18 protein-coding genes are annotated in these 20569 nt (G+C 71.0%); 17 read left to right on the forward strand and 1 reads right to left on the reverse strand.

Translation table 11 applies throughout. The features are described 5' to 3' along the window. The first annotated feature begins 8 nt into the window (after positions 1-8). The 6 genes from ACSHT8_RS29625 to ACSHT8_RS29650 all read left to right on the forward strand — a co-directional run bounded on the left by ACSHT8_RS29625 (position 9) and on the right by ACSHT8_RS29650 (position 6919). Entirely contained in the window at positions 9-998 is a 990-nt protein-coding gene (locus ACSHT8_RS29625; RefSeq protein ID WP_436494516.1) for a 3-oxoacyl-ACP synthase III family protein, read from the forward strand. Beyond that, positions 991-1737, forward strand: coding sequence for an SDR family NAD(P)-dependent oxidoreductase (locus ACSHT8_RS29630; RefSeq protein WP_436494518.1), 747 nt, complete (start codon positions 991-993; stop codon positions 1735-1737). Before ACSHT8_RS29625 ends, ACSHT8_RS29630 begins: the two co-directional genes overlap by 8 nt. 658 nt (positions 1738-2395) lie before the next feature. Further along, on the forward strand, positions 2396-3937 hold the full coding sequence (locus ACSHT8_RS29635; RefSeq protein WP_436502217.1) for an acyl-CoA carboxylase subunit beta: 1542 nt from the start codon (positions 2396-2398) through the stop codon (positions 3935-3937). Then, positions 3934-4089, forward strand: a complete 156-nt coding sequence (locus ACSHT8_RS29640) for a hypothetical protein (protein ID WP_436494520.1) — start codon at positions 3934-3936, stop codon at positions 4087-4089. The genes ACSHT8_RS29635 and ACSHT8_RS29640 overlap by 4 nt, the downstream gene beginning before the upstream one ends. A gap of 497 nt (positions 4090-4586) precedes the next feature. After that, positions 4587-5759: a hypothetical protein gene (locus ACSHT8_RS29645; protein WP_436494521.1), complete on the forward strand. Its 1173-nt coding sequence runs from the start codon at positions 4587-4589 to the stop codon at positions 5757-5759. Positions 5760-5827: 68 nt separating this feature from the next. Next, a complete protein-coding gene (locus tag ACSHT8_RS29650) occupies positions 5828-6919 on the forward strand; it encodes a ScyD/ScyE family protein (RefSeq protein ID WP_436494523.1) in 1092 nt (363 codons plus the stop codon). 42 nt (positions 6920-6961) lie between these two features. On the opposite strand, the gene ACSHT8_RS29655 is transcribed toward ACSHT8_RS29650, so the two are convergent. Further along, positions 6962-10318 (reverse strand): BTAD domain-containing putative transcriptional regulator, encoded by a 3357-nt coding sequence (locus tag ACSHT8_RS29655; RefSeq protein ID WP_436494525.1) that lies wholly within the window; start codon positions 10316-10318, stop codon positions 6962-6964. Between the two features lie 441 nt (positions 10319-10759). Here ACSHT8_RS29655 and ACSHT8_RS29660 point away from each other — a divergent pair, with 441 nt between their 5' ends. The 11 genes from ACSHT8_RS29660 to ACSHT8_RS29710 are packed head-to-tail and all read left to right on the forward strand — an operon-like array spanning position 10760 to position 20542. Continuing rightward, positions 10760-11977: an aminotransferase class I/II-fold pyridoxal phosphate-dependent enzyme gene (locus ACSHT8_RS29660; protein WP_436494527.1), complete on the forward strand. Its 1218-nt coding sequence runs from the start codon at positions 10760-10762 to the stop codon at positions 11975-11977. 8 nt (positions 11978-11985) lie between these two features. After that, positions 11986-13212 (forward strand): beta-ketoacyl-[acyl-carrier-protein] synthase family protein, encoded by a 1227-nt coding sequence (locus ACSHT8_RS29665; RefSeq protein ID WP_436494529.1) that lies wholly within the window; start codon positions 11986-11988, stop codon positions 13210-13212. Continuing rightward, the gene (locus ACSHT8_RS29670) at positions 13209-14054 is read left to right on the forward strand and encodes a MaoC/PaaZ C-terminal domain-containing protein (protein WP_436494530.1); all 846 of its coding nucleotides are present in this window, start codon (positions 13209-13211) and stop codon (positions 14052-14054) included. Before ACSHT8_RS29665 ends, ACSHT8_RS29670 begins: the two co-directional genes overlap by 4 nt. Then, positions 14047-15522, forward strand: coding sequence for an AMP-binding protein (locus ACSHT8_RS29675; protein WP_436494532.1), 1476 nt, complete (start codon positions 14047-14049; stop codon positions 15520-15522). The genes ACSHT8_RS29670 and ACSHT8_RS29675 overlap by 8 nt, the downstream gene beginning before the upstream one ends. Continuing rightward, positions 15519-15782, forward strand: a complete 264-nt coding sequence (locus ACSHT8_RS29680; RefSeq protein WP_436494534.1) for an acyl carrier protein — start codon at positions 15519-15521, stop codon at positions 15780-15782. Before ACSHT8_RS29675 ends, ACSHT8_RS29680 begins: the two co-directional genes overlap by 4 nt. A gap of 2 nt (positions 15783-15784) precedes the next feature. Beyond that, positions 15785-16786 carry a hypothetical protein gene (locus tag ACSHT8_RS29685; protein WP_436494536.1) on the forward strand — a complete coding sequence of 334 codons (1002 nt, stop codon included), beginning with the start codon at positions 15785-15787 and terminating at the stop codon, positions 16784-16786. Beyond that, positions 16779-17597, forward strand: coding sequence for a tryptophan synthase subunit alpha (gene trpA / locus ACSHT8_RS29690; RefSeq protein ID WP_436494538.1), 819 nt, complete (start codon positions 16779-16781; stop codon positions 17595-17597). The genes ACSHT8_RS29685 and trpA overlap by 8 nt, the downstream gene beginning before the upstream one ends. Beyond that, positions 17594-17968: an ectoine synthase gene (locus ACSHT8_RS29695; RefSeq protein ID WP_436494540.1), complete on the forward strand. Its 375-nt coding sequence runs from the start codon at positions 17594-17596 to the stop codon at positions 17966-17968. The genes trpA and ACSHT8_RS29695 overlap by 4 nt, the downstream gene beginning before the upstream one ends. 17 nt (positions 17969-17985) lie before the next feature. After that, on the forward strand, positions 17986-19125 hold the full coding sequence (locus tag ACSHT8_RS29700) for an acyl-CoA dehydrogenase family protein (RefSeq protein ID WP_436494542.1): 1140 nt from the start codon (positions 17986-17988) through the stop codon (positions 19123-19125). Next, positions 19122-19838 carry a phosphoribosylanthranilate isomerase gene (locus ACSHT8_RS29705; RefSeq protein WP_436494543.1) on the forward strand — a complete coding sequence of 239 codons (717 nt, stop codon included), beginning with the start codon at positions 19122-19124 and terminating at the stop codon, positions 19836-19838. Before ACSHT8_RS29700 ends, ACSHT8_RS29705 begins: the two co-directional genes overlap by 4 nt. After that, a complete protein-coding gene (locus ACSHT8_RS29710; protein ID WP_436494545.1) occupies positions 19835-20542 on the forward strand; it encodes a hypothetical protein in 708 nt (235 codons plus the stop codon). Before ACSHT8_RS29705 ends, ACSHT8_RS29710 begins: the two co-directional genes overlap by 4 nt. Positions 20543-20569: the final 27 nt, after the last annotated feature.

Below are 20569 nucleotides of genomic sequence, written 5' to 3' on the forward strand. Positions count from 1 at the left end.
CGCGGGCCGTGAACGGCTTCGAGATCGCCGGGTGGGGTGTCAGCGTCCCGGAGACCGTGCTGACCAGCGTGGAACTGGCTGACCGGCTCGGCCTCGACGAGGAGTGGATCGTCAGCCGCTGCGGTATCAAGGAGCGGCGGATCGTCGGCCCCGGCCAGACCACGGCGTCACTGGCCATCGACGCGGGCCGCAAGGCCATGGAGAAGGCCGGGGTCACCGGCGCCGACATCGCCCACCTCATCGTCGCCACCGCGACGCCGGAACAGCTCTCCCCGGCGACGTCGGCGTTCGTGCACCACGAGTTGGGGATCGCCGGAAGCGCGCACGACGTCAACGCCGAGTGCTCGGGTTTCGTGTACTCGCTGATGACGGCGGCGGGCTGGATGCTGATGGACCCGCGGCCGATCCTGATCATCGGATCGGACACGCACTCGCTCACCGTCAACCCGAAGGACCGGGACCTGAGCATCCTGGTCGGCGACGGCGCGGGCGCGGTGGTCCTCATGCCCAGCCCCGACACCTGGATCCGCGCGTGGAACCTCGGCGCTGACGGGTCCAAGCACGACAGCCTCAAGGTGGTGGCGGGCGGTGCCCGGATGCCCACCACGGCCGAGACCGTCGAGCAGGGCCTGCACTACGCCAAGATCAACGGCAACGAGATCTACCTCAACGCGGTGCGGTTCACCGTGCGGACGGTGAAGGCGACCCTGGAGCAGGCGAAGGTCGGCGTCGCCGACATCGACCACATCATCCCGCACCAGGCCAACATCAGGATCATCAACTCGATCCTCAGCCACACCGGCCTCGACCCGGCAAAGCTGGTCACCAACCTCGACCGGTACGGCAACACCGCGTCGGCGTCGATCCCGCTGGCCATGGCCGAGGCCCTGGACAACGGCCGGATCAACGACGGCGACCTGGTGCTGCTCGCGGGTTTCGGCGCCGGGATGACCTGGGGTTCGGTGCTCTTGGAGTGGGGTGGGGTGCGCAATGGGTAAGGCGGGAACACGGCCGGACCAGCCGGTCGCCCTGGTCACCGGCGCGTCCGGCGGCCTGGGCCAGTCACTGGCCATGGAACTCGACGCCCTTGGATGTCGAGTGGCGGTGCACTACAACAGCTCGCGTGACCGCGCTTTGGCGGTGGCCGAGAAGCTCCAGAACCCATCCGTCGTCGTCGGGGGCTCGGTCGCCTCCTACGAGGCGGTCGTGGCGATGTACGCGGAGATCACTGAGGCATTGGGCCCCGTGGACGTGCTGGTGAACAACGGTGCGATCCGCAAGGACGGTCTGATGGCCATGCAGTCCCCGGAGGACTGGCGGGAGGTGATCGAGACGAACCTGATCGGTACCTTCCACACCGCGCGGGTCGCTGTCGGTCACATGCTTCGCCAGCGGTGGGGACGGGTGATCAACATCGTGTCGCCTTCGGGGATCATCGCTACCGCGGGACAGACGGCTTACGGGGCGTCGAAGTCCGGGGTCATCGGGTTCACTCGGACGCTCGCGGCGGAGTGTGGGCGGCGGGGTGTGACGGTGAACGCGCTGTCGCCTGGGTTCATGATCACGGATATGACGAAGGACCTGTCCGATCAGGTACAGAACGCGATCAAGGAGAAGTGCCCGGTGCCACGATTCGGGACGACCGAGGAGGTCGCCCGGAGCATGTCACTGTTCTTGGACGCGGATTACATGACTGGGCAGGTTGTGAGCATTGATGGTGGCGTGAGCGTCACCTGACGGCAAAGGCCGCCCCGGAGGAAGTACTTCGGGGCGGCCTTGCTCGCAGGGGGAGACCGCTAGGTCTCTTGCTTTGGTCTTGTTGTCTTTGGGGACCGAAGGTCCCTGCACTTCCCCTGCACCCTCGTCCTTGCATTCCCTTAGCCGGAAGAAGGCTTGTCAAGGGTCGGCTTTGCCGATCGCCGTAGGCGCCCTTGACGAGCCTTCTTTCGGCTAAGACGCTGATTGACGAGGGAGCGCCCCGCTTGCCGGCCCTGCTCAAGCTAGCTCATCCAGAGGCTCTGCTTCAGCAGACTCTGCGGTAGCAGAAGAGACGGGGTGCGGGCGGGGACTGGGTCCGTAGTGGGTTTCGTGGCGTTTCCTGCCGGCGGTTTCGTGCGTTTGTGGCCGGTTTGGTTTTGCGTTGTTGGGCGGCGGATCTAGCGCGGGTTTGTCGCTGGTCCTGTCTCGTTGTTGGGATGACTGATTGCCGCTAGGGGTGGGGCGTCCTTCTTTCCTGGGGTCTGGTGGCGTGTTGCGGGGGCGTTGCGCTGTTCAAGATTCAATCAAGGGACTGTCTACCGCCGCCGAGCCAAAAGCGAGGAAGTGAGCACTCGTGACAGCGCTTGCCGATCCGTCCGCCGAAGGCGCCCTGGTCGCACTATCCACTGTGGACGACATGCCCGCCCGTGTCCGCGAGCTGCGCCGCAGACGGGTCAAGGCCTACGACGGGCCGAGTCCGGCCGCGACCGAGGCGCAACATGCCCGGCGCAAGCTGACTGTTCGGGAGCGGCTCGACATCTTGCTCGATCCCGGGTCCTTCAACGAGATCGAGACCCTCCGCACGCACCGTGCCACCGGCTTCGGTATGGCCGACCGCAAACCGCCGGGTGACGGTGTCGTCATCGGGTGGGGCACGATCGAGGGGCGCACTGTCTTCGTCCACGCCCACGACTTCCGGGTCTTCGGTGGGTCCCTCGGCGAGGCGCACGCGCAGAAGATTCACAAGATCATGGACCTGGCCGAGTCGACCGGGGCGCCGCTCATCGGGCTCAACGATGGTGCGGGGGCGCGCATCCAGGAGGGTGTGACCGCGCTCGCCGGGTATGGCGGGATCTTTCGGCGCAACGTGCGGATGTCCGGGGTCGTGCCGCAGATCAGCGTGATGCTCGGACCATGTGCGGGCGGCGCCGCGTACTCGCCTGCGCTCACCGACTTCGTGTTCATGGTCCGCGACATCTCCCAGATGTTCGTCACCGGGCCCGACGTCGTCCACGCCGTCACCGGCGAGCAGGTGTCCCACGACGAGCTCGGTGGTGCCGACGTGCACAGCGGGACCGGCGTGGCCACCTTCGTCCACGATGACGAGGAGAGCTGTCTGCTCGACGTGCGCTACCTCGTCTCCCTGCTGCCGTCCAACAATCAGCAGCCGCCGCCGACGTTCAAGGCGAGCGATCCCGCTGATCGGCGGACCGACGCGCTTGCCGAGCTGGTGCCCGTCGAACCCGGGCGGGCCTACGACATGCGGGACGTCGTGGCCGAGTTGGTCGACGACGGCGAATACATCGAGCTGCACGAGACCTGGGCGACCAATGTCGTCTGCGCTCTGGCCCGCATCGACGGCACGACCGTCGGTGTCGTGGCCAATCAGCCCAGTTCGCTCGCCGGGGTGCTCGACATCGCGTCGGCCGAGAAGGCGGCGCGGTTCGTGCAGACGTGCGATGCCTTCAACATCGCGCTCGTCACGCTGGTGGACGTGCCGGGGTTCCTGCCCGGGACCGACCAGGAGCACAACGGGCTGATCAGGCACGGCGCGAAGCTGCTCTACGCCTACTGCGCCGCGACCGTTCCCCGGGTCCAGGTCATCCTGCGCAAGGCGTACGGCGGGGCCTACATCGTCATGGACTCGCGGTCGATCGGGGCCGACCTTTCCTTCGCGTGGCCGACCAACGAGATCGCGGTGATGGGTGCCGAGGGCGCGGCCAATGTGGTCTTCCGCAAGGAGATCGCCGCCGCGGCCGATCCGGAGGCGACCAGGGCGTCGCGGATCGCCGAGTACCGGGAGCGCCTCGTCCATCCCTACTACGCCGCCGAGCACGGACTGGTCGACGACGTGATCGAACCGGGGGAGACCAGGGCGACGGTCGCGCGGGCGCTGGCGATGCTGCGGACCAAGCGGGCGTCGCTGCCGCACACCAAGCACGGGAACCCGCCGCTGTGAGCGCCGACCAGGCCGCGGACGAGGAGGTCGCCGCCATCGTCGGGGCGCTGGCCGCGCTGGCCGCGTCCACCGAGGACGCGCCGCCACCGGTTCCTCGGTGGACGCTTCCCCGCGAGGTATTCCGCGCACCCGCCGCTTGGGACGCGCCGTGACCCGAATCCATTTCGGCTTGCTCCCGTTCCCGCTGGGTGTGGGCCATTTGTGCAAACATTCGCGCATCGGTGAACCGAACTGTTTTGGCGTGCGTATTGTGTCGCCCGCCGATGGTTTTCCGGCGCATGAACTGTTGATGATTAGCCGTCGGTTCTCGGGGCCGAAATGGTCGGTCGCATGCGCACATCGGCAGGTCGGAGGCACCTACAACAGTCCTTGACGGACCATCGCAATTAGAGATGACAGTTTTAGTTCAGGATGGACCGCGTTGACGCTCGCCGGAGTCGATCTGTAGCATTCGTCCGGTTGTGGGCGAATTGACTTGGGCGACGGGGGTCTCCAGGGCATTTGCCTTTGTGGAGCGTGGTTCTCGGGAGGAGCCCACATGTCCGTGCAAGGTCCTGCCTTATCAGGCTCGGACTCCGGACAACCGCAAGACCTGGCCCGCAGCCTGCGGCGCATCGTCGAGGCACCGTGGCCCCATGAGGACGACAGCATGCCCGGAATGGTCACTGTCCTCCACGCCGCCTTCGACGCCCGCACGCTGGACGTGACCGCGGGCGCCCACGACATCGCCCTGCGGTTCGGCGGCCAGGAGATCACCGACGGCGACCCGGTCGGGCCCGGCGTGATCAGCGCTGTCTTCCACAGTGTCTGCGACGCGACTCGAGCCTCGCTCGAGATCGCGACGATGGTGGCGCTGGTCGAGCCGGACGCCGAGAACCCGTTGGGCGGCATGCGGATCGTGCTGTGCACCGCCGCCGACGAACCCGACGCGCCGGTCGGCACGCAGGCGCTGCGCCACGCCCGCACCCTGCTGCTCAAGGCAGCGGCCGGTCAGATCCTCGCGACCGCGCCGACCGCTGTCGTGGCCGGTCCGACGCTGCCCCCCGGCATCGAACTGCTCGACCGCGGCCTGTGGACTCCACTGCCCGGCGCGCAGCCGGAGCGCGTCTACGAGATGTGCGTGGGCGGGGCGACCCCGGAGGGCACCGGCACCTCCAACCTCGAATGGGCGCGCCGCGCCCTGCACGACCCGACGGCTACGGTCGTCGTCGACGTCGACCACGCGTTGCGTGCGGCCATGGCGGCCTGGCCCGCCGTCCGGTCGGGCAACGCGCGGATGGTGCTCGTCTACCAGGGATCGGCCGCCGACCGGATGGCCGTGACCGCCGAACTCGCGCTGCGCCTGCACGCCGACGGCGCCCTCGTGCTGTACGGCCGCTGGACGGCGGGCCGGTACGAGACCTACCGGGCCTTCAAGGAGGCCCTCGGCTTCCACGCCGCCGCCTGCGCGACCGAGCAACTGGTGGCCGACCTGCAGGGCTGCGCCGACGAGATCGCCCACCTGCTCCCCGACCTCGGTGCCCGCGTCGGCGGCACCGTCCCCGGCCGGGTCGGATCCACCTTCGAACGCGCGGGCATGTTCGACGCGGTCGGCCACTGGGTCCAGGCCATCACCAGCCGCGTTCCCACCGTCCTGGTGCTCGACGACGCGCACCGGGCCGACCCGACATCCATCTCGATGCTCTGCCATCTGTGGCACTCGTGCGGCTCGTCAGCGCTGATGGTCGTCGCGACCGCCACCGAGACCCCGGTCGCCGACCGGCTGGCCGACGTCGTCGTCCACCCGGACTCCTCGGCACTGGTCCGAATCCCTCTTTCCTGAACCACAACACCGAAACACTGGGGGCGAGTGTCCTCAGTGGACGAAACATGTCCCGGAAAGGGCTCCACATGATCACTCGACGCAGGACGAGGCTGGCCGTCGGCGCCGCCGTCCTCATCACCCTGTTCACCCCAGCCGTCGCCTCGGCGGACCTGCGGATCACCACCGTCGCGACCGGCCTGGACAGCCCGCACGGCCTCGCGTTCGGTCCGGACGGCGCGCTGTACGTGGCCGAGGCGGGCACCGGCGGCGCTGGGCCGTGCTTCCCCGGCGAGGCGGGCGGCCAGGTCTGCTACGGCGCGACCGGCGCGATCACCAAGATCAGCTACGGCAAGCAGCGCCGCATCGTGACGGGCCTGCCGTCCATCGCCGAGGACGGCGGCTTCGCCGCGATCGGCCCGTCCGACGTCGCGGTGACCAGCCGCGGCCCGGTGTTCACCGCCGGTCTCGCGGTCAACGCGGCCAATCGGCCCACCTTCCCCGCGGGCGGCGAGGACGCGGGCTGGCTGCTGCGGGTCGGCGCCGGGGGCACCACCACCAGGATCGCCGACATCACCGGCTACGCCATCCAGTCCAACCCGGACGGCGGCAACCCGAACTCCCTGGCGCTGACCTGGGACGGCAGCGCCGTCATCGCCGACGCGGCAGGCAACTCGCTGCTCCGCGTCGCCCGTGACGGCAGTATGTCCACCATCGCGCTGTTCCCGAGCCAGTTGGTCGACGCGCCCGCCGAGCTCGGCCTGCCGCCCGGCACCCAGATCCCCGCCCAGGCGGTGCCGACCGCCGTCGTCCAGGGCCCGGACGGCGCGTTCTACGTCGGCCAGCTCACCGGCTACCCGTTCGCGGTGGGCACGGCGAACGTGTTCCGGGTGGTCCCGGGGCAGGAGCCGACCGTCGTGGCGGGCGGCTTCACCAACATCACCGACATCGCCTTCGACCGGCGCGGCAACCTGTACGTGCTGGAGTTCGCGAGCAAGGGGATCAACTCCGGCGACCTGGCGGGTGCGTTGATCAAGGTCAAGCGGGACGGCTCGCGCCAGACCGTGACCGCGGACCTGTTCGCCCCCGCCGGCCTGGTGATCAAGGACGGCGCCGCGTACGTCTCCGACTGCGGCGCGTGCCCCGGAACGGGCACCGTGAAGCGGATCCCGCTCATCTGATCACGGCGTGACTGACCCCCGGGACCAAGCTGGTCCCGGGGGTCAGGCGCTGCGGCGCAAGCCAAGGTTGGTGAGTGTCCAAGTCGCCTCGGCGCGCAGGGCCAGGGCGGTGCGGCGGTCGCCCACCTTGTTGCGGTTGTCGAGTGCCTTGGCCAGCGCCAGCTGGGCCAGCGCCATCCACGGCCGCGCCCGGCGGCCCGCGAGCTGCGACAGCGCGGCGGACAGGTGTCGTTCGGCGTCGTCCCAGTCGCCAACGGCCACGGCGAGTCGGCCGAGGTGGAACGCCGCTGTGCCAACGAAAGTGCGGTAGCCGACACCGCAGGTCAGGTCCGGGTACGGGGCCAGCAGGCCACGCACGGACTCCGCGGTCGCCGCGTCGCCCAGCTCGACCGCCGCCAGCGCGAGGACGCCGACCGCGTGCGGCCACTCGTCGCCGGAGGGGAGTGGTTCGGCGTTGATGGCGAGCGCGCGCACGGTCAGGTGGGGCAGGCCCCGGTCGCCGCGCAGGATCGCCGCGAGCGCGCGCTCCGCGCCTTCGTGTCCCAGGGTCGGCTGGTCCGGGGCGATCGAGCCGCCGCCGTAGCGGAGCCAGCGGGCGATGAGCATCTGCCGCTGGGCCAGGTCGCCCGGGGGCGGCGCGACCTCCGACGCGGTCCGCGTGGTCTCGATGTGGCGCGCGGTGGCGGCGGCGTCGGTGAGGCGGCCCTCGGTCACCGCGATGGCGACGGTGTGTTCGGCCAGCAGGGCGTCGCCGATGGCGACCTCGTCGCCGTCGCCGTTGTTGACCGCTTCGGCGAGGGTGGCCAGGGCGGCGTCGCGGGCCTCGATGTCGCCGGTGAGTTCGGCGGTGGCGGCGCGGTGGTGCGCGGCGGCGACCCGGCCCGCGGTGTCGCCGATGGCGCCCGCCACCACGAGTGCCTCGGCGGCGAGGATCGCGCGCCAGCGGACGTGGTCGGGTCCCTCCAGCAGCCGCAGCTCACCGATCATCGCGCGCAGCGAGCGGGCCACCGCGGGGTCGGTCGACACGGTGGTCGAAAGCTCGCATTGCCTTGCTATCAACCGGCCCACGGTCACGTCGTCCACGGCGACCGCCCGGTTCGGGCGGCCCTCGGCGACGGTGCGCAGCAGAAGATCGATCATCGCGGCGGCCTCGCCGCGCAGGCGGGGCCGGGTGCCGACGGCGTCGGCGAGACCGAGCGCGGCTTGGGCGGCGATGTTGAGCCGGTCGGTGTGCAGCGCCTGGATGGTGCCGTCGAGCAGGGTCTGGTCGCAGTCCTGGTGGCCCGCGGCCAACTGCGCCAGACCCAGCCTGGTCAAGGCGTCCGCCCGGAGCTCGTTGTCGGACTCCGGCACGTGCGAAAGCGCTTGCTCCAGCAGCCGGACCGCCTCGGACTGCGCGCCCTTGCGGGTGGCCCACGCCGCGGCGTGCCAGCTGGCCTGCACCGCGCGGGTGTCGCCGTCGGCCGCGGCTCCCGCCGAGCGATGGTGGGCCAGCGCGCGGCTGTGGGTGGCGAGGTTGTCGGCGCGGCGGTGCTCGATGGCGTCGGCGAGGCGCGCGTGCAGCCACCGCCGCCGGGTCTCGCTGAGCTGCTCGTACACCGCGCGCCGCACGACGTCGTGGGTGTAGCGGTACTTCGGCACCGGTCTGGCCCCGTGGCCCGCGATCACCTCGGTGACCAGGCCGGACTCGACCAACTCGTCGAGGCCGTCCATGGCGTCGTCCGGGGTCAGGCCCGCGGCGTCGGCGGCGAGGTCGAGTTCGAAGGTGAACCCCGCGACGGCCGCGGCGCGCAGCAGCCTGCGCGGCTCCGGCTCCAGCGCGGCCAGGTTCGCCTCGGCGTAGTCGTGGATGCCGACCGGCAGCCGCCGCCCCACCTCGGGCGGCCCTTCGCGGTACCAGCGCAGCATCTCCACCGCGAGGTAGGCGTTGCCCGCGGTGTCGGCGAGCAGCCGGTACGGCGGCGGCACGTCGGCCGCGCGGGTGGTCGGCATGATCTGGCGCGACAGCGCGCGCATGTCGGACTCTTCGAGCCCGGGAACCGCGACGCGGCGCAGCAGGCCCAGCCGGTCCATGTCGTGCACGAAGTCGGTGTGCGGGTCGGCGTGCCTGCGCGGCGCGCGGCCGCTCACGGTGGCGATCAGCAGCAGCGAGCAGTCGGCGCCGCCGAGCCGGAACACCCGGCGCAGCAACAGGAACGTGTCCTCGTCGGCGAGGTCCAGGTCATCGAGCACCAGGCAGATGGGCCGCTCGGCCAAGGCGGTGAGCAGCTTGCCCAGCTCGGCGGCGTCCGGTCGGGCGTCGGTGCCCGGCGCCAGCGATCTCAGTGTCCGCTGTGGACCGGCGCTCAGCGGCGGCATCGACTCGGGCGGGGTGGCGGCGGCGAAGTCGGACAGCGCGGACAGGATCGGCTGGCACGGCAGCGTCGCCCCCGGCTCGCAGCGGCCGAAGACCACCAGCCCGCCCGCGCGCCCGATCCGCCGCGCCGCCTCGGTGACCAGCCGCGTCTTGCCGATGCCGGGCTGGCCGGTGACCAGCACCAGGTGTCCGACGCCCTGCTCGGTCTGCGTCCACGCCTCGGCGATCGCGGCCAGTTCCGCGCGCCTGCCGCTGAACGGCACCGTCGCCGCGCTCACCGACCCGGCGCGCGGCCTGCCGCGGTGCGCGGGTCCGCCGAGCAGGTCGACGTAGGCGGCCTGGGTCTGCGGCGACGGGTCGATGCCCAGTTCGTCGGACAGGACCCGGCGCAGCCGCTGGTAGCTGCTCAGCGCCTCGGCCCGGTTGCCGCCCGCGGCGTGCGCGGTCATCAGACACCGGTGAGCGCTCTCGCTCAGTGGGGACCGGCGCACGGCCTCCTCGGCGAAGCGCACCGCGTCGCGGTCGACGCCCAGCGCCGCCGCGGCCGCGCTGGCCGTCTCCAGCGCCGAGGACAGCAGCCCGTCGAGGTGCTCGCGCACGCCCGCGACCCATTCGCCCTCGTGGTGGGGGAGAAAGGGCTCGCGCAAATAGGACAGCGCGGTCTCGGCGTATTTCCGCGCGTCGGTGTGGACGCCGTCGGTCAGCGCGGCGATGGCGTCGCCGACCGCGCGCTCGGCGCATTCCAGGTCGATGACGGAGTCTTCCGGCAGCTTCAGCAGATAGCGCCTGCCCTGCGCCACGAGTTCGGCGTCGTCGCGGGCGACGAAGGTGCGGACCCGGCTCACCACACTGCGCAGCGCCGAGGCCCACGTGTCGGGCAGCCCGTCCGGCCAGACCGTGTCGGCGAGCTGATCCCGGTCGGTGCCCGTCGCGCGCTCCATGACCAGCCTGGCGAAGGCCACCTGGGTCTGGGCGCTGGACAAGTGTCGAGCCGGGCCACCCGGCTCCTCGACGGAGATCAGTCCGATGAGTCTGACCAGCATGCGCGCAACTCCCCCACGGCCCCGGGTACCTGACGCCCTGCGCCAATACCCGCCTAGGCGGCTCGGCACAATCCACTAGGCGATCTAAACATTGAAAGGCCCTGCTTGAAGCACTCGCGGGAGAAACTCTACCGCTGGACAGGATCAAGGTGTCAAGCCTGAGCGTGAACAACGAGGGCATTTTCGGAGTACTGGGGTCACCTGATCAGCGCAACGCGATAGTGGCCACGAGCGGCCGCGTCGCGGCGAACCTGGTGCGGCAGCAGGCATCCAGGGCACGCAACGCCGTTGTTGCGCTCCGCTTGCGCGCGCTGCCGTAGAAATTGCGCCAGGCCGAAATTCGCACGTAGGGAAACGGCAAAAGGGCGAACGGCCACCGCGGAGTCGGTGGGCGTATTCGACTGTGGAATTCGCCGGAAACGCGGAAAGAGGAGACGCAAAGTGAGCGCTTCTGCAGCATGGGACCGGCTCGAGCCGAAACTGACCGCGATTCGCCAGCGGCTGGGGCAGCTCGAGTCCGAGCCGGACCGGCGCAACAGCTTCATGCCCTACACCCCCGAGCGCAACAGCCCTTATGTCGACCTGTACGGCGAGCGCCTGCTGCAGATGTCGGGCTACAGCTACTTGGGACTGTCCGGGGACGAGCGGGTCGTCGCCGCGGCGAAGTCCGCTGTGGACACTTACGGCTCCGGTGCGCACGGTGTGCGGGCACTGGCGGGCTCGACGCCGCTGCACGAGGAGCTGGAGGCCGAGGTCGCCCAGTTCCTCGGCCGGGAGACCGCGCTGGTCTTCGGCTCCGGCTACGCGGCCAACGTCGGCACCGTCGCCGCGCTGGTCGGTCCGGGCGACACGGTCTTCATCGACAAGTACGACCACGCCAGCATCGTCGACGGCTGCCAGCTCAGCGGCGCCACGGTGACCCGCTTCCGGCACAACGACGCCGACCACCTCAACCGCCGCCTGGCCGAGTCGCACCGCGAGGGCGTCAAGCTCGTCATCGTCGACTCCGTCTACTCGATGGACGGCGACATCGCCCCGCTGCCCGAGCTGCGCGAGGTGTGCGACCGGCACGACGCGCTGCTGATGGTCGACGAGGCACACGCGCTCGGCGTCATCGGCGCCACCGGCCGGGGCATCGAGGAGCACTACGACTTCAAGGTGAAGGTCGACATCAAGGTCGGCACGCTGTCCAAGGGCATCCCGTCGACCGGCGGCTGGGTCGTCGGCTCGCCGGAGCTGGCGGTGTTCCTCAAGTACAACGCGCGCCCGTTCCTGTTCTCCGCGGCCCTGCCGCCAGCCCAGGCGGGCGCGGCCCTGGAGTCGCTGCGCATCCTGCGGCAGGAGCCGTGGCGGGTCACCCACATCCAGAACGAGTCGGCCCGCCTGCGCAAGATCGTCACCGACGCCGGCATGCGCACGCTGTCGAGCGAGACCGCGGTCATCCCGCTGGTCGCCGGGTCCGACGAGCTCGCCTACGACTACGCCACCGCCTGCCGCAAGGCCGGGGTCGTCGGCCTGCCGGTCGTCTCGCCCGCGGTGCCGAACACGCTGGCCCGGCTGCGGATCGCGGTGACCGCCCGGCACTCGGCCGAGGACATCGACGTCGCCGCCGACGCCTTCCTGACCGCGGCCCGCCAGTGCGGGCTCATCGCGGCCTGAGGCGCGCGATGACTGACTCTCCCGACGTCGTCGTCACCGGGATGGGCGTGGTCACGCCCGCGGGCTGCGACCTCGACCGCTTCTGGTCGGCGCTGCTCGCGGGCAAGTCCACCGCCGCCCCACTCGACCACTTCGACCTCAGCGGCCACGGCGTGCGGTTCGGCTGCCGGGTCGCAGGGCTCGACGAGGTCGGCCTGGTCACGGCGAAGGAAGCCCGCCGGATGGACCCGTTCGCCCGCTACGGCCTGGTCGCCGCGCTCGCGGCGCACCAGCACGCGGGCGGCCCAGCCCCGGACCCGGCGCGCACCGCGATCGTCGTGGGCACCGCGGTCGGCGGCCGGTGGACCAGCGACGAGGAGAGCCGCAACTACTACGTCAACGGGCCCCGCGCGGTGAACCCGCTGATGCCGCTGGTGACCATGCCGAACTCGGCCGCCGCGCAGATCGCGATGCGGCTTGGCTGGCACGGTCCGTCGCTGACCATCTCGACGACCTGCGCGAGCGGCGTCGACGCGGTCGGCCACGCGGCGGCGATGGTGCGGTCCGGGCTGGTCGACGTCGCGATCGCGGGCGGCTGCGAGTCCACGCTGACCCCGGTCAGCCTGGCCGGGTTCGCCAACCTGAACGCGATGTCGCCCCGCAACGACGCGCCCGAGTTGGCCTGCCGACCGTTTGATGTGGACAGAGACGGCTTCGTAATGGGCGAGGGCGCGGGGTTCGTCGTGCTGGAGCGCCGCGCCGACGCCGTCGCCCGGGGCGCCGCGGTCCACGCCGAGATCCTCGGCTACGCCGCGACCTCCGACGCGCACCACCTGGCGATGCCGCTGCCCGACGGCGGCGGCGCGGTCGCGGCGATGTCGTCGGCCATCGCGGCGGCGGGGCTGAGTCCCTCGGACATCACCCATGTCAACGCGCACGGCACGTCCACACCGCACAACGACCGCGCCGAGGCTACCGCGCTGGCGAAGGTCTTCGGCGGCCATTCCCCACCGGTGACCGCGACCAAGGGCGTCACCGGCCACCTGATCGGCGCCGCCGGGACGGTCGAGTTGATCGCCACGATCCTCACGACGGCCGCAGGCACTGTCCCGCCGACCGCCAACCACGACCGAATCGAGCCTGGAATGGACATCGACCTGGTGCACGGTCGACCGCGCCCGGTGGCCAAGGGCCCCGCGCTGTCGAACTCCTTCGGCTTCGGCGGCCACAACGCGTGTCTGGTGGTGGCCCCGTGAACGAGCTAACGACGCGGTTCACCGCCAGCGACATCCGCGCGGTCACCGCCGCCGAACTGGCCACCTACCGCGATGTGCTGCGCGCCGCCCTCGGCGCCAAGCCCGTCGCCGGTGGCCCGCAGGCGTCGCCGGTCTATCCGTTCGTGCTCGCCATGAGCAGCTTCGACGAGATCGTCGACCAGCTCACCCCCGACGGGCAGCCGCGGCCGGGCAACGTCCACTTGAGCCAGGAGTTCCGGGTCCGCAGGCTCGTCGCGCCGGGGGAGCGGGTGGGCATCGACGTCGAGGTCGTCGCCGCGCGCCGCGAGCCCAAGGGCGTGCGGCTGGCGATCCGCTGCGTGGTCGTCGGCGAGGACGGCGCGGTGGTGTCCGAGCTGCTCACCGGGGCCCTGCTGGTCGACGCGACCACGCCGGAACCCTTCGGGGACATGCCCGCCGCCACCGAGCTGGCCGCCGGTCCCGGCCCCACCGAGCGCGCCACCGTCACCGCGTCCATCCCGGCCGACACCGTGCGCGCCTACGCCGACGCCTCCGGCGACCACAACCCGATCCACCTCGACGAGGCCGCCGCGATCGCCACAGGCTTCCCCGGCGTGATCGCGCACGGCATGAGCGTGCTCGCGGTGATCACCGAGGACGTCGTGCAGCGCTTCGCCGGGGGCGACGCCGCGCGGGTCACCGGGATCGGATGCCGGTTCTCCGCGCCGATCCTGCCCGACGAGCAGCTGGAGATCACGTATGTGACCGACGGCGGACCGGTCGTCAAGTTCACCTGCAAGACCCCGCGCGGCCTGGCGTTCAAGGGCGGCTGGGTCGAGATCGACGGGAGGCGCCATGGCTAGGCCCATCCTGCAGGATCTGGTCGACAGCTTCGTCTGGCACGCCGAGCGCGCGCCGGACGCGGTCGCCCTGGTCTGGCACGGCACCGAGATCAACTACGGCGAGCTGCTCGACCTCGCCTGCGTCGAGCGCGACAAGCTTGTCGGGCACGACCTGGCCCCCGGCCAGCCCGTCGGCATCCTCGCGGAGAAGTCGCCGGAGGCCGTGGCGCTGGTGCTGGCCTGCCTGCTGGCCCGCCGCCCGTTCCTGCTGCCGTCGCCCGCGCTGGGCGACGACATCCTCGCCACCCTGTTCGCCCAGGCGGGCTGCACGACGCTGCTGACCACGCCCGGCCAGGACAAGCGGATGCTGCCGCCCGCGCCGGTCACCGCGCCGCCGCGGCTGCCCGCCGACACCGCGTTCATGCTGACCACGTCCGGCTCCACCGGCCTGCCCAAGATCGTCCCGCTGAGCACGCAGGCCGTGGCCCGCTTCGTCGACTGGGCCGCGCCGACCTTCGGCATCGGCCCCGGCCGCACCGTGCTCAACGTGGCGCCGCTGAACTTCGACATCTGCCTGCTCGACGTGTGGACGACGCTCGCCGCGGGCGGGCGGGTCGTCATGGTCGACCCGGCCTACGCCGCCAACGGCCGCCACCTCACCGAGGTGCTGCGCGCCAACGAGATCCACGTGGTGCAGGCCGTGCCGATGTTCTTCGGACTGCTGCTCGCCGCGGGCGGCGAGGGCTTCGACACCGTCGAGCACGTCATGGTCACCGGCGACGCGACCCCGGACCACGTGCTGGCCGGGATCCCGCTGCTGTTCCCGAAGGCGCGGCTGCGCAACATCTACGGCTGCACCGAGACCAACGACAGCTTCATCGCCGACGTCGACGACCTGCCCATGGCCATCGGCGAGCCGCTGCCCGGCGTGCGCGCGCTGCTGGTCGACGAGGGCCGCGTGGTCACCGGGCCGGGAACGGGCGAACTGTATGTCGCCACGCCGTTCCAGACCGAGGGCTACCTCGACGAGACCCGCAACGCGGGCAAGTTCGCCCCGCACCCGACCGGTGCCGACGACCTGCGCTACTTCCGCACCGGCGACCTGGTCCGCCGCGGCGCCGACGGCAGGCTCATGCTCGTCGGCCGCGCCGACTTCCAGGTGAAGGTGCGCGGCGTCGCGGTCAACACCGCCGAGATCGAGGCGGCGCTGCTGGAACACCCCAACGTGCTGGAGGCCGCCGTGGCCGCCCTGCCCGACCCGGTCGCCGGTGCCGTGCTGGCCGCGGCGATCCACCGGGCCCCGGGCAGCGGCCTCGACAGCCTCGCGCTGCGGGAGCACTGCGTGCGGCGGCTGCCGCGCGCGGCCATCCCGTCGAGCATGCGGATCACCGACGAGCCGCTGCCCAAGACCGCCACCGGGAAGGTCGACCGCGCCGCGGTGGGCCGGACCGGGAACGGGCCGTCCCAAGCCGAAAGAAGGGTGTCATGAGCAACGTCTCCACGATCAAGGCGTTCATCATCGATGAGTTCCTGCCGGATGTGGCCGCCGACGCGCTGGCCGTCGACTACGACCTGCTCGCCAACGGCGTCATCGACAGCCTGGGCCTGCTGAAGCTGATCGCGTGGATCGAGGACCGCTTCGGCGTCCCGATCGGCGACGACGACCTCGACCCGGACAACTTCCGCAGCGTCGCCGCGGTCGACCGGTTCATCGACGCCGCCCGCATCGGCCCCGTGGTGGGTGCCTGACCATGCACGAGGTGATCGCGGCCCTGGTCACGGGGCGAGGTGAGGTCGATGAGCCCGCGTGGCGCGCACTGTGGGACGGGATCGAGTCGAACGCCGTCGACCGGGCCGAGATCGCCGCGCTGCTGGCGTCGCTGTCGACTCAGTTGCCCGACCCGGAATCCCTGCGCGCACTGGTGAGGTCGGTGCGCGTGGGTGTGGAGCCGTGGCCGGGCGCGGTGAACATCGTCGGCACCGGCGGCGGACCGCGCACGTTCAACATCTCCACCGCCGCGGCCTTCACAGCCGCGGCGATGGGGGTGCCGGTGGTCAAGTCCGGCTCGCGCGCCTACACGGGCAGCGCCGGGTCGATCGACCTGCTGGAACGCCTGGGCGTGCGCATGACCAAGTCCCTGCCCGAGACGGAGGACGCGTTGGCCGCCTGGGGTGTGGCCTTCACCGGCCCGTTCGTGTACCCGTCGGTGCTGACGCGGATGGCGCGGACCCTGGTGCCGCTGGGGATGCGCCCGTTCGGCAAGTTCCTCAACGCTCTGGGCCCGTTCATCGCCACGGTTCCGGTCTCGGCCCAGGTCACGGGCGTGTCCGGCGCGGTGTCGCTGTCCGCGCTGCGCGAGCTGGCGGCGGCGCAGGAGCGCCGGATCTGGCTGTGCGCCAACGACTTCGGGGCCGACGAGCTGCTCGGCTTCGCCCACAACGTGATCCACACCAACGACGGCGGCCCGATCCGGGTCTCACCCGGCGTGCTGGCAGGCGGCGAGGGCGGTCTGGACGATCTCGGGGAGAAGCCGGGATCGCTGGTCGACCACTTCCTCGACGTCCTGGCGGGCAAGGCGAACCGGGCCGCGCTCGAAGCGGTCGCGTTGAACGCCGCCGCACTGGCCGTGGCGAGCGGGCACACCCCCGCCTGGCCGGACGCGTACCGGCTCGCCGAGTCCGCGCTGCGAGACGGAGCCGCGCGTTCGCTGGTGGACCGCCTCCGCAAGCACACGGCGGTGCTCCATGCCTGAGGCATTCTTCGCGCGACGTCCGGCGAACACCCCCGGGCTGGCGCTGTTCCTCAACGCCGGTGATCCGCCGCTCGACGTGCTCGCCGATCTCGTCGCCATGCTCGATGAGGCCGGGGTGGACTGTCTGGAGCTGGCGGTTCCCTTCCCCGGTTCCGTGACCGACGGGCTCACCGTCCGCCAGTCCGCCAACCGGGCCCTCGCCAACGGTGTCGATCTCGACGCCACCCTCGACTTCATCGCCAAGACCAGCACGCGCAGGCTGAAGATCGCGCTGCTGGTCGACTGGAGTCACTCCCTCAAGCGCCGTTCACTGTCCACAGTGGCCGACGAGGTCGCCGCCGCCGGGGTCGACGGCCTGCTCGTGCACGGCCTGCCGCCGCGGCTCAAGGCCGAGTACCACCTGGCCACGGATGCGGCGGCGCTGCCCATCGTGACCACCTGCTACCACCGGAAGTCCCCTCCGGAGGTGCTGGCCGAGGCCGCCGCGAAGGCGACGGCCTACATCTACCTGGTGGCTCACTACGGGCGCAGCGGTTCGGCGCCCGCGGCGGGCTACGCCGATCTGGCGGGCACGGTCGCCCGCCTGCGCGAGACGGCCACGGCGCCGATCGCGGTCGGCTTCGGCGTTCGCACGCGGCGCGACGTCGAGGCGATCCACGGGGTCGGGGCCGACGCGGTCATCGTCGGGTCCGCCGGGGTCGCCGTGGTGGAGAGCGCCCTGACGCGGGGCCGGGACGTGGTCGCGGACTTCCACGACTTCGTCCGGTCACTCCACCCCCACCACCCACTGCACACAGGGAGAACACGATGATCATCCGTGAGCTTTCCGGGGTCCGCACTGTCGAGTGGGGCAACGGCCTGAGCAGGCGATTCCTCGTCGAGTCCGACGGCATGGGCTACACCCTGACCGACACGACGGTCCGCGCGGGCACCAAGTCGCTGCTCGAGTACCGCAACCACCTCGAGGCCTGCTACTGCATCGAGGGGTCCGGCGAGGTCGTCGACATGGACGGCAACTCGTTCCCGATCACCGTGGGCACGATGTACGCCCTCGACAAGCACGACGCGCACTTCCTGATCGCCAGCCCGCACGAGGACCTGCGCCTGGTGTGCGTGTTCTCCCCGGCGCTGCGCGGCGACGAGGTGCACAGCCTCGACGAGGCCGGTTCCTCGCACTACTAAGACAAGGCGGTGTCGCGGTGATCGAGTGGAACGCCGATCAGATCGAGCTGCGCGCGGGTATCGCGCAGTGGTGCGAGGCGCTCAGCGCCGACCACGTCGAGCGGGACGAGGAAGGTACGTTCTCCTGGGACAAGTGGAAACTGGTGCGCGAGTCGGGGATCCTCGGCCTGCCGTTCGACGAACGGTGGGGCGGGCTCGGCCTCGACATCGTCACCACGATGGGCGTGCTGGAGGCCCTGGGTGAGGGCAACCGCGACGGCGGCCTGAACTTCTCGGTCACCACCAGCATGTGCAGCACCGGCGTCCCGCTGGAGGCTTTCGGCTCCCCGGAGCTGAAGCAGCGCTACCTGCCGCGGATCTGTTCCGGCGAGCTGATCGGCGCCCACGCGATCACCGAGTCCGAGGGCGGCTCCGACGCCCTGCGGATGCTCACCACCGCCGACCGCGACGGCGACGAGTTCGTCCTGCGGGGAAGCAAGACCTTCGTCAGCAACGCCCCGATCGCCGACGTGTTCGTCGTCTACGCGAAGACGCGGCCGGAGGGCGGCGCGCTCGGCGTGACGGCGCTGCTGGTCGACCGCGACACCCCTGGGCTGACCGTGGGCAAGCCCATGAAGAAGATGGGCTTGCGCACGTCGCCGCTCAGCGAGCTGTTCTTCGACGACTGCCGGATCCCCGCCACCCAGGTCGTCGGCCGGGTGGGTGGCGGGTTCCTGGTGCTCGACCACGTGATGAAGCGGGAGATCCTGTTCTCCTTCATCATCAACGTCGGCGAGATGCAGCACCGGCTCGACCGCTGCCTGGCCTACGCCAAGCAGCGCCTGCAGTTCGGCAAGCCCATCGGCTCCTACCAGGCGGTCGCGAACAAGCTGGTCGACATGCGCATCGCCGTGGAGAACTCGCGCCGCTGGCTGTACGACACCGCCGAGCGCCTCGCCAAGGGCTACAACGTCACCACCGAGATGGCCATCGCCAAGCTGATCACCAGCGAGGCGAACCTGGCCTCCAGCCTGGCCGCGGTGCAGATCTTCGGCGGCCACGGCTACATGGCCGAGACCGGGCTGGAGAAGGACGTCCGCAACGCCGTCGCGGGCACCATCTACTCGGGCACCACCGAGATCCAGTACAACCGAGTCGCATCGATGATGGGCTTATGACCTCCCCGGCGGGCAGGGAGGAGACCCTGCTCAAGACGTGCGGGGCGACCTCGGTCGCCGACGTCGAGCTGCTCGCCGCCGCGGGCGCCGACCTGGTCGGGCTCTGGCACGGTGTGCCGGGCGGCCCGGCGGAGCTGGACCTGGACACCCTGGTCGAGCTCGCCGCCGCGGCGCGCGCGACGGGTGTGCTGGAGCCGGTCCTGGTGACGTTCCTCAGCGATGTCGACCGGCTGAGCGACGTGCTCGTCCGCGCCGGGATCACCTGGGTGCAGCTGCACGCCTACCAGTCGCCGTTGGTGGTCAAGGGATTGCGCAAGAAGGGCTACAGCGGACTGAAGATCGTCAAGGTCCTGCATGTGTCCGATGGCGACTGCGTGGAACGCAGGCTTGTCCCGGCCTACGAGCGGGCGGGCACCGACGTGTTCCTGCTCGACCGGGTCGGCGACAACGGCCAGGTCGGCAGCACCGGTCAGCAGCTGCTGGAGTCCGCGGTCGCCGACCTCCTGCCGAGTCTGACGCTGCCGTTCCTGCTCGCGGGCGGGATCAACGCCGAGAACCGCGCCGACTATCCGCTGCTGACAAGCTATCCCGGGTACCTCGGCATCGACGTCGACACCGCCGCGCGTGACCACAGTGGACGGTTCAGTGGCGGCAATGTCGCGGCCATCGCGGTGGAGTGGCGCACGGCCCGGTCCAGAGAGGTAGTGGGATGATGAGCCCATTCATCGACGCGCTGCTCGGCGCGCGGCGGCCGCTGGTCATGGAGGTCAAGCGCCGCGACCCGCACGGCAACGACCTGATGGGCGGCCGGACCGTCGCCGAGGTCGTCGCCCACTACGAGGCCGCGGGCGCCGCGTGCGTGTCCGTGGTGACCGGCCGCTGGTTCGGCGGGACGCCGGAACTGCTGCGCGAGGTCGCGGACCGCACCGGGAAGCCGTTGCTGCAGAAGGACTTCATCACCCGCCGCGACCACATCCAGCAGGCCCGCAAGTCCGGCGCCGCCGCCGTGCTGCTCACCGCCGGTCTGCTCACCCGTTCCAGCCTCGCCAACCTGATCGACGCCGCGCTGTCGCTGGAGCTCACCCCGTTCGTCGAGATCACCGCCGAGTCGGAGATCGCCGGGATCACCGCGGCCGACCAGTGCGTGATCGCGGTCAACAACAAGGACATCAAGACCGGCGAACGCGACACCGGCGACCTGTCCCGCAGCGAGCGGATGCTCCCGTTCCTGCGTGCCGCCGGCACCCGCGCCCCGGTCAGCGCCAGCGGCATCGACACCCCCGAGACCGCGGCCCGACTCGTCGACCTCGGCTATAGGGGCCTGCTAGTGGGTACCGCTCTACTTCGCGCGCCCAGCGTCGCGGACTGGCTCGACTCGTTCGACAGCGCCCGGAAGACCGCCGCATCCAGTGTGTGAAAAGACAGTTCTCGCCCGGAAAGGGGC

This window comes from Actinokineospora sp. HUAS TT18 (assembly GCF_051364635.1).
GTDB lineage: Bacteria > Actinomycetota > Actinomycetes > Mycobacteriales > Pseudonocardiaceae > Actinokineospora.

Bases quoted from the DNA above. Each gene is read 5' to 3' on its own strand.
- ACSHT8_RS29635 (WP_436502217.1), top strand. From the start codon at position 2,396: ATGCCCGCCCGTGTCCGCGAGCTGCGCCGCAGACGGGTCAAGGCCTAC.
- ACSHT8_RS29695 (WP_436494540.1), top strand. From the start codon at position 17,594: ATGATCATCCGTGAGCTTTCCGGGGTCCGCACTGTCGAGTGGGGCAAC.
- ACSHT8_RS29710 (WP_436494545.1), top strand. From the start codon at position 19,835: ATGATGAGCCCATTCATCGACGCGCTGCTCGGCGCGCGGCGGCCGCTG.
- ACSHT8_RS29630 (WP_436494518.1), top strand. From the start codon at position 991: ATGGGTAAGGCGGGAACACGGCCGGACCAGCCGGTCGCCCTGGTCACC.
- ACSHT8_RS29645 (WP_436494521.1), top strand. From the start codon at position 4,587: ATGCCCGGAATGGTCACTGTCCTCCACGCCGCCTTCGACGCCCGCACG.
- ACSHT8_RS29650 (WP_436494523.1), top strand. From the start codon at position 5,828: ATGATCACTCGACGCAGGACGAGGCTGGCCGTCGGCGCCGCCGTCCTC.
- ACSHT8_RS29665 (WP_436494529.1), top strand. From the start codon at position 11,986: ATGACTGACTCTCCCGACGTCGTCGTCACCGGGATGGGCGTGGTCACG.
- ACSHT8_RS29655 (WP_436494525.1), bottom strand. From the start codon at position 10,318: ATGCTGGTCAGACTCATCGGACTGATCTCCGTCGAGGAGCCGGGTGGC.
- ACSHT8_RS29680 (WP_436494534.1), top strand. From the start codon at position 15,519: ATGAGCAACGTCTCCACGATCAAGGCGTTCATCATCGATGAGTTCCTG.
- ACSHT8_RS29675 (WP_436494532.1), top strand. From the start codon at position 14,047: ATGGCTAGGCCCATCCTGCAGGATCTGGTCGACAGCTTCGTCTGGCAC.
- trpA (WP_436494538.1), top strand. From the start codon at position 16,779: ATGCCTGAGGCATTCTTCGCGCGACGTCCGGCGAACACCCCCGGGCTG.
- ACSHT8_RS29685 (WP_436494536.1), top strand. From the start codon at position 15,785: ATGCACGAGGTGATCGCGGCCCTGGTCACGGGGCGAGGTGAGGTCGAT.
- ACSHT8_RS29705 (WP_436494543.1), top strand. From the start codon at position 19,122: ATGACCTCCCCGGCGGGCAGGGAGGAGACCCTGCTCAAGACGTGCGGG.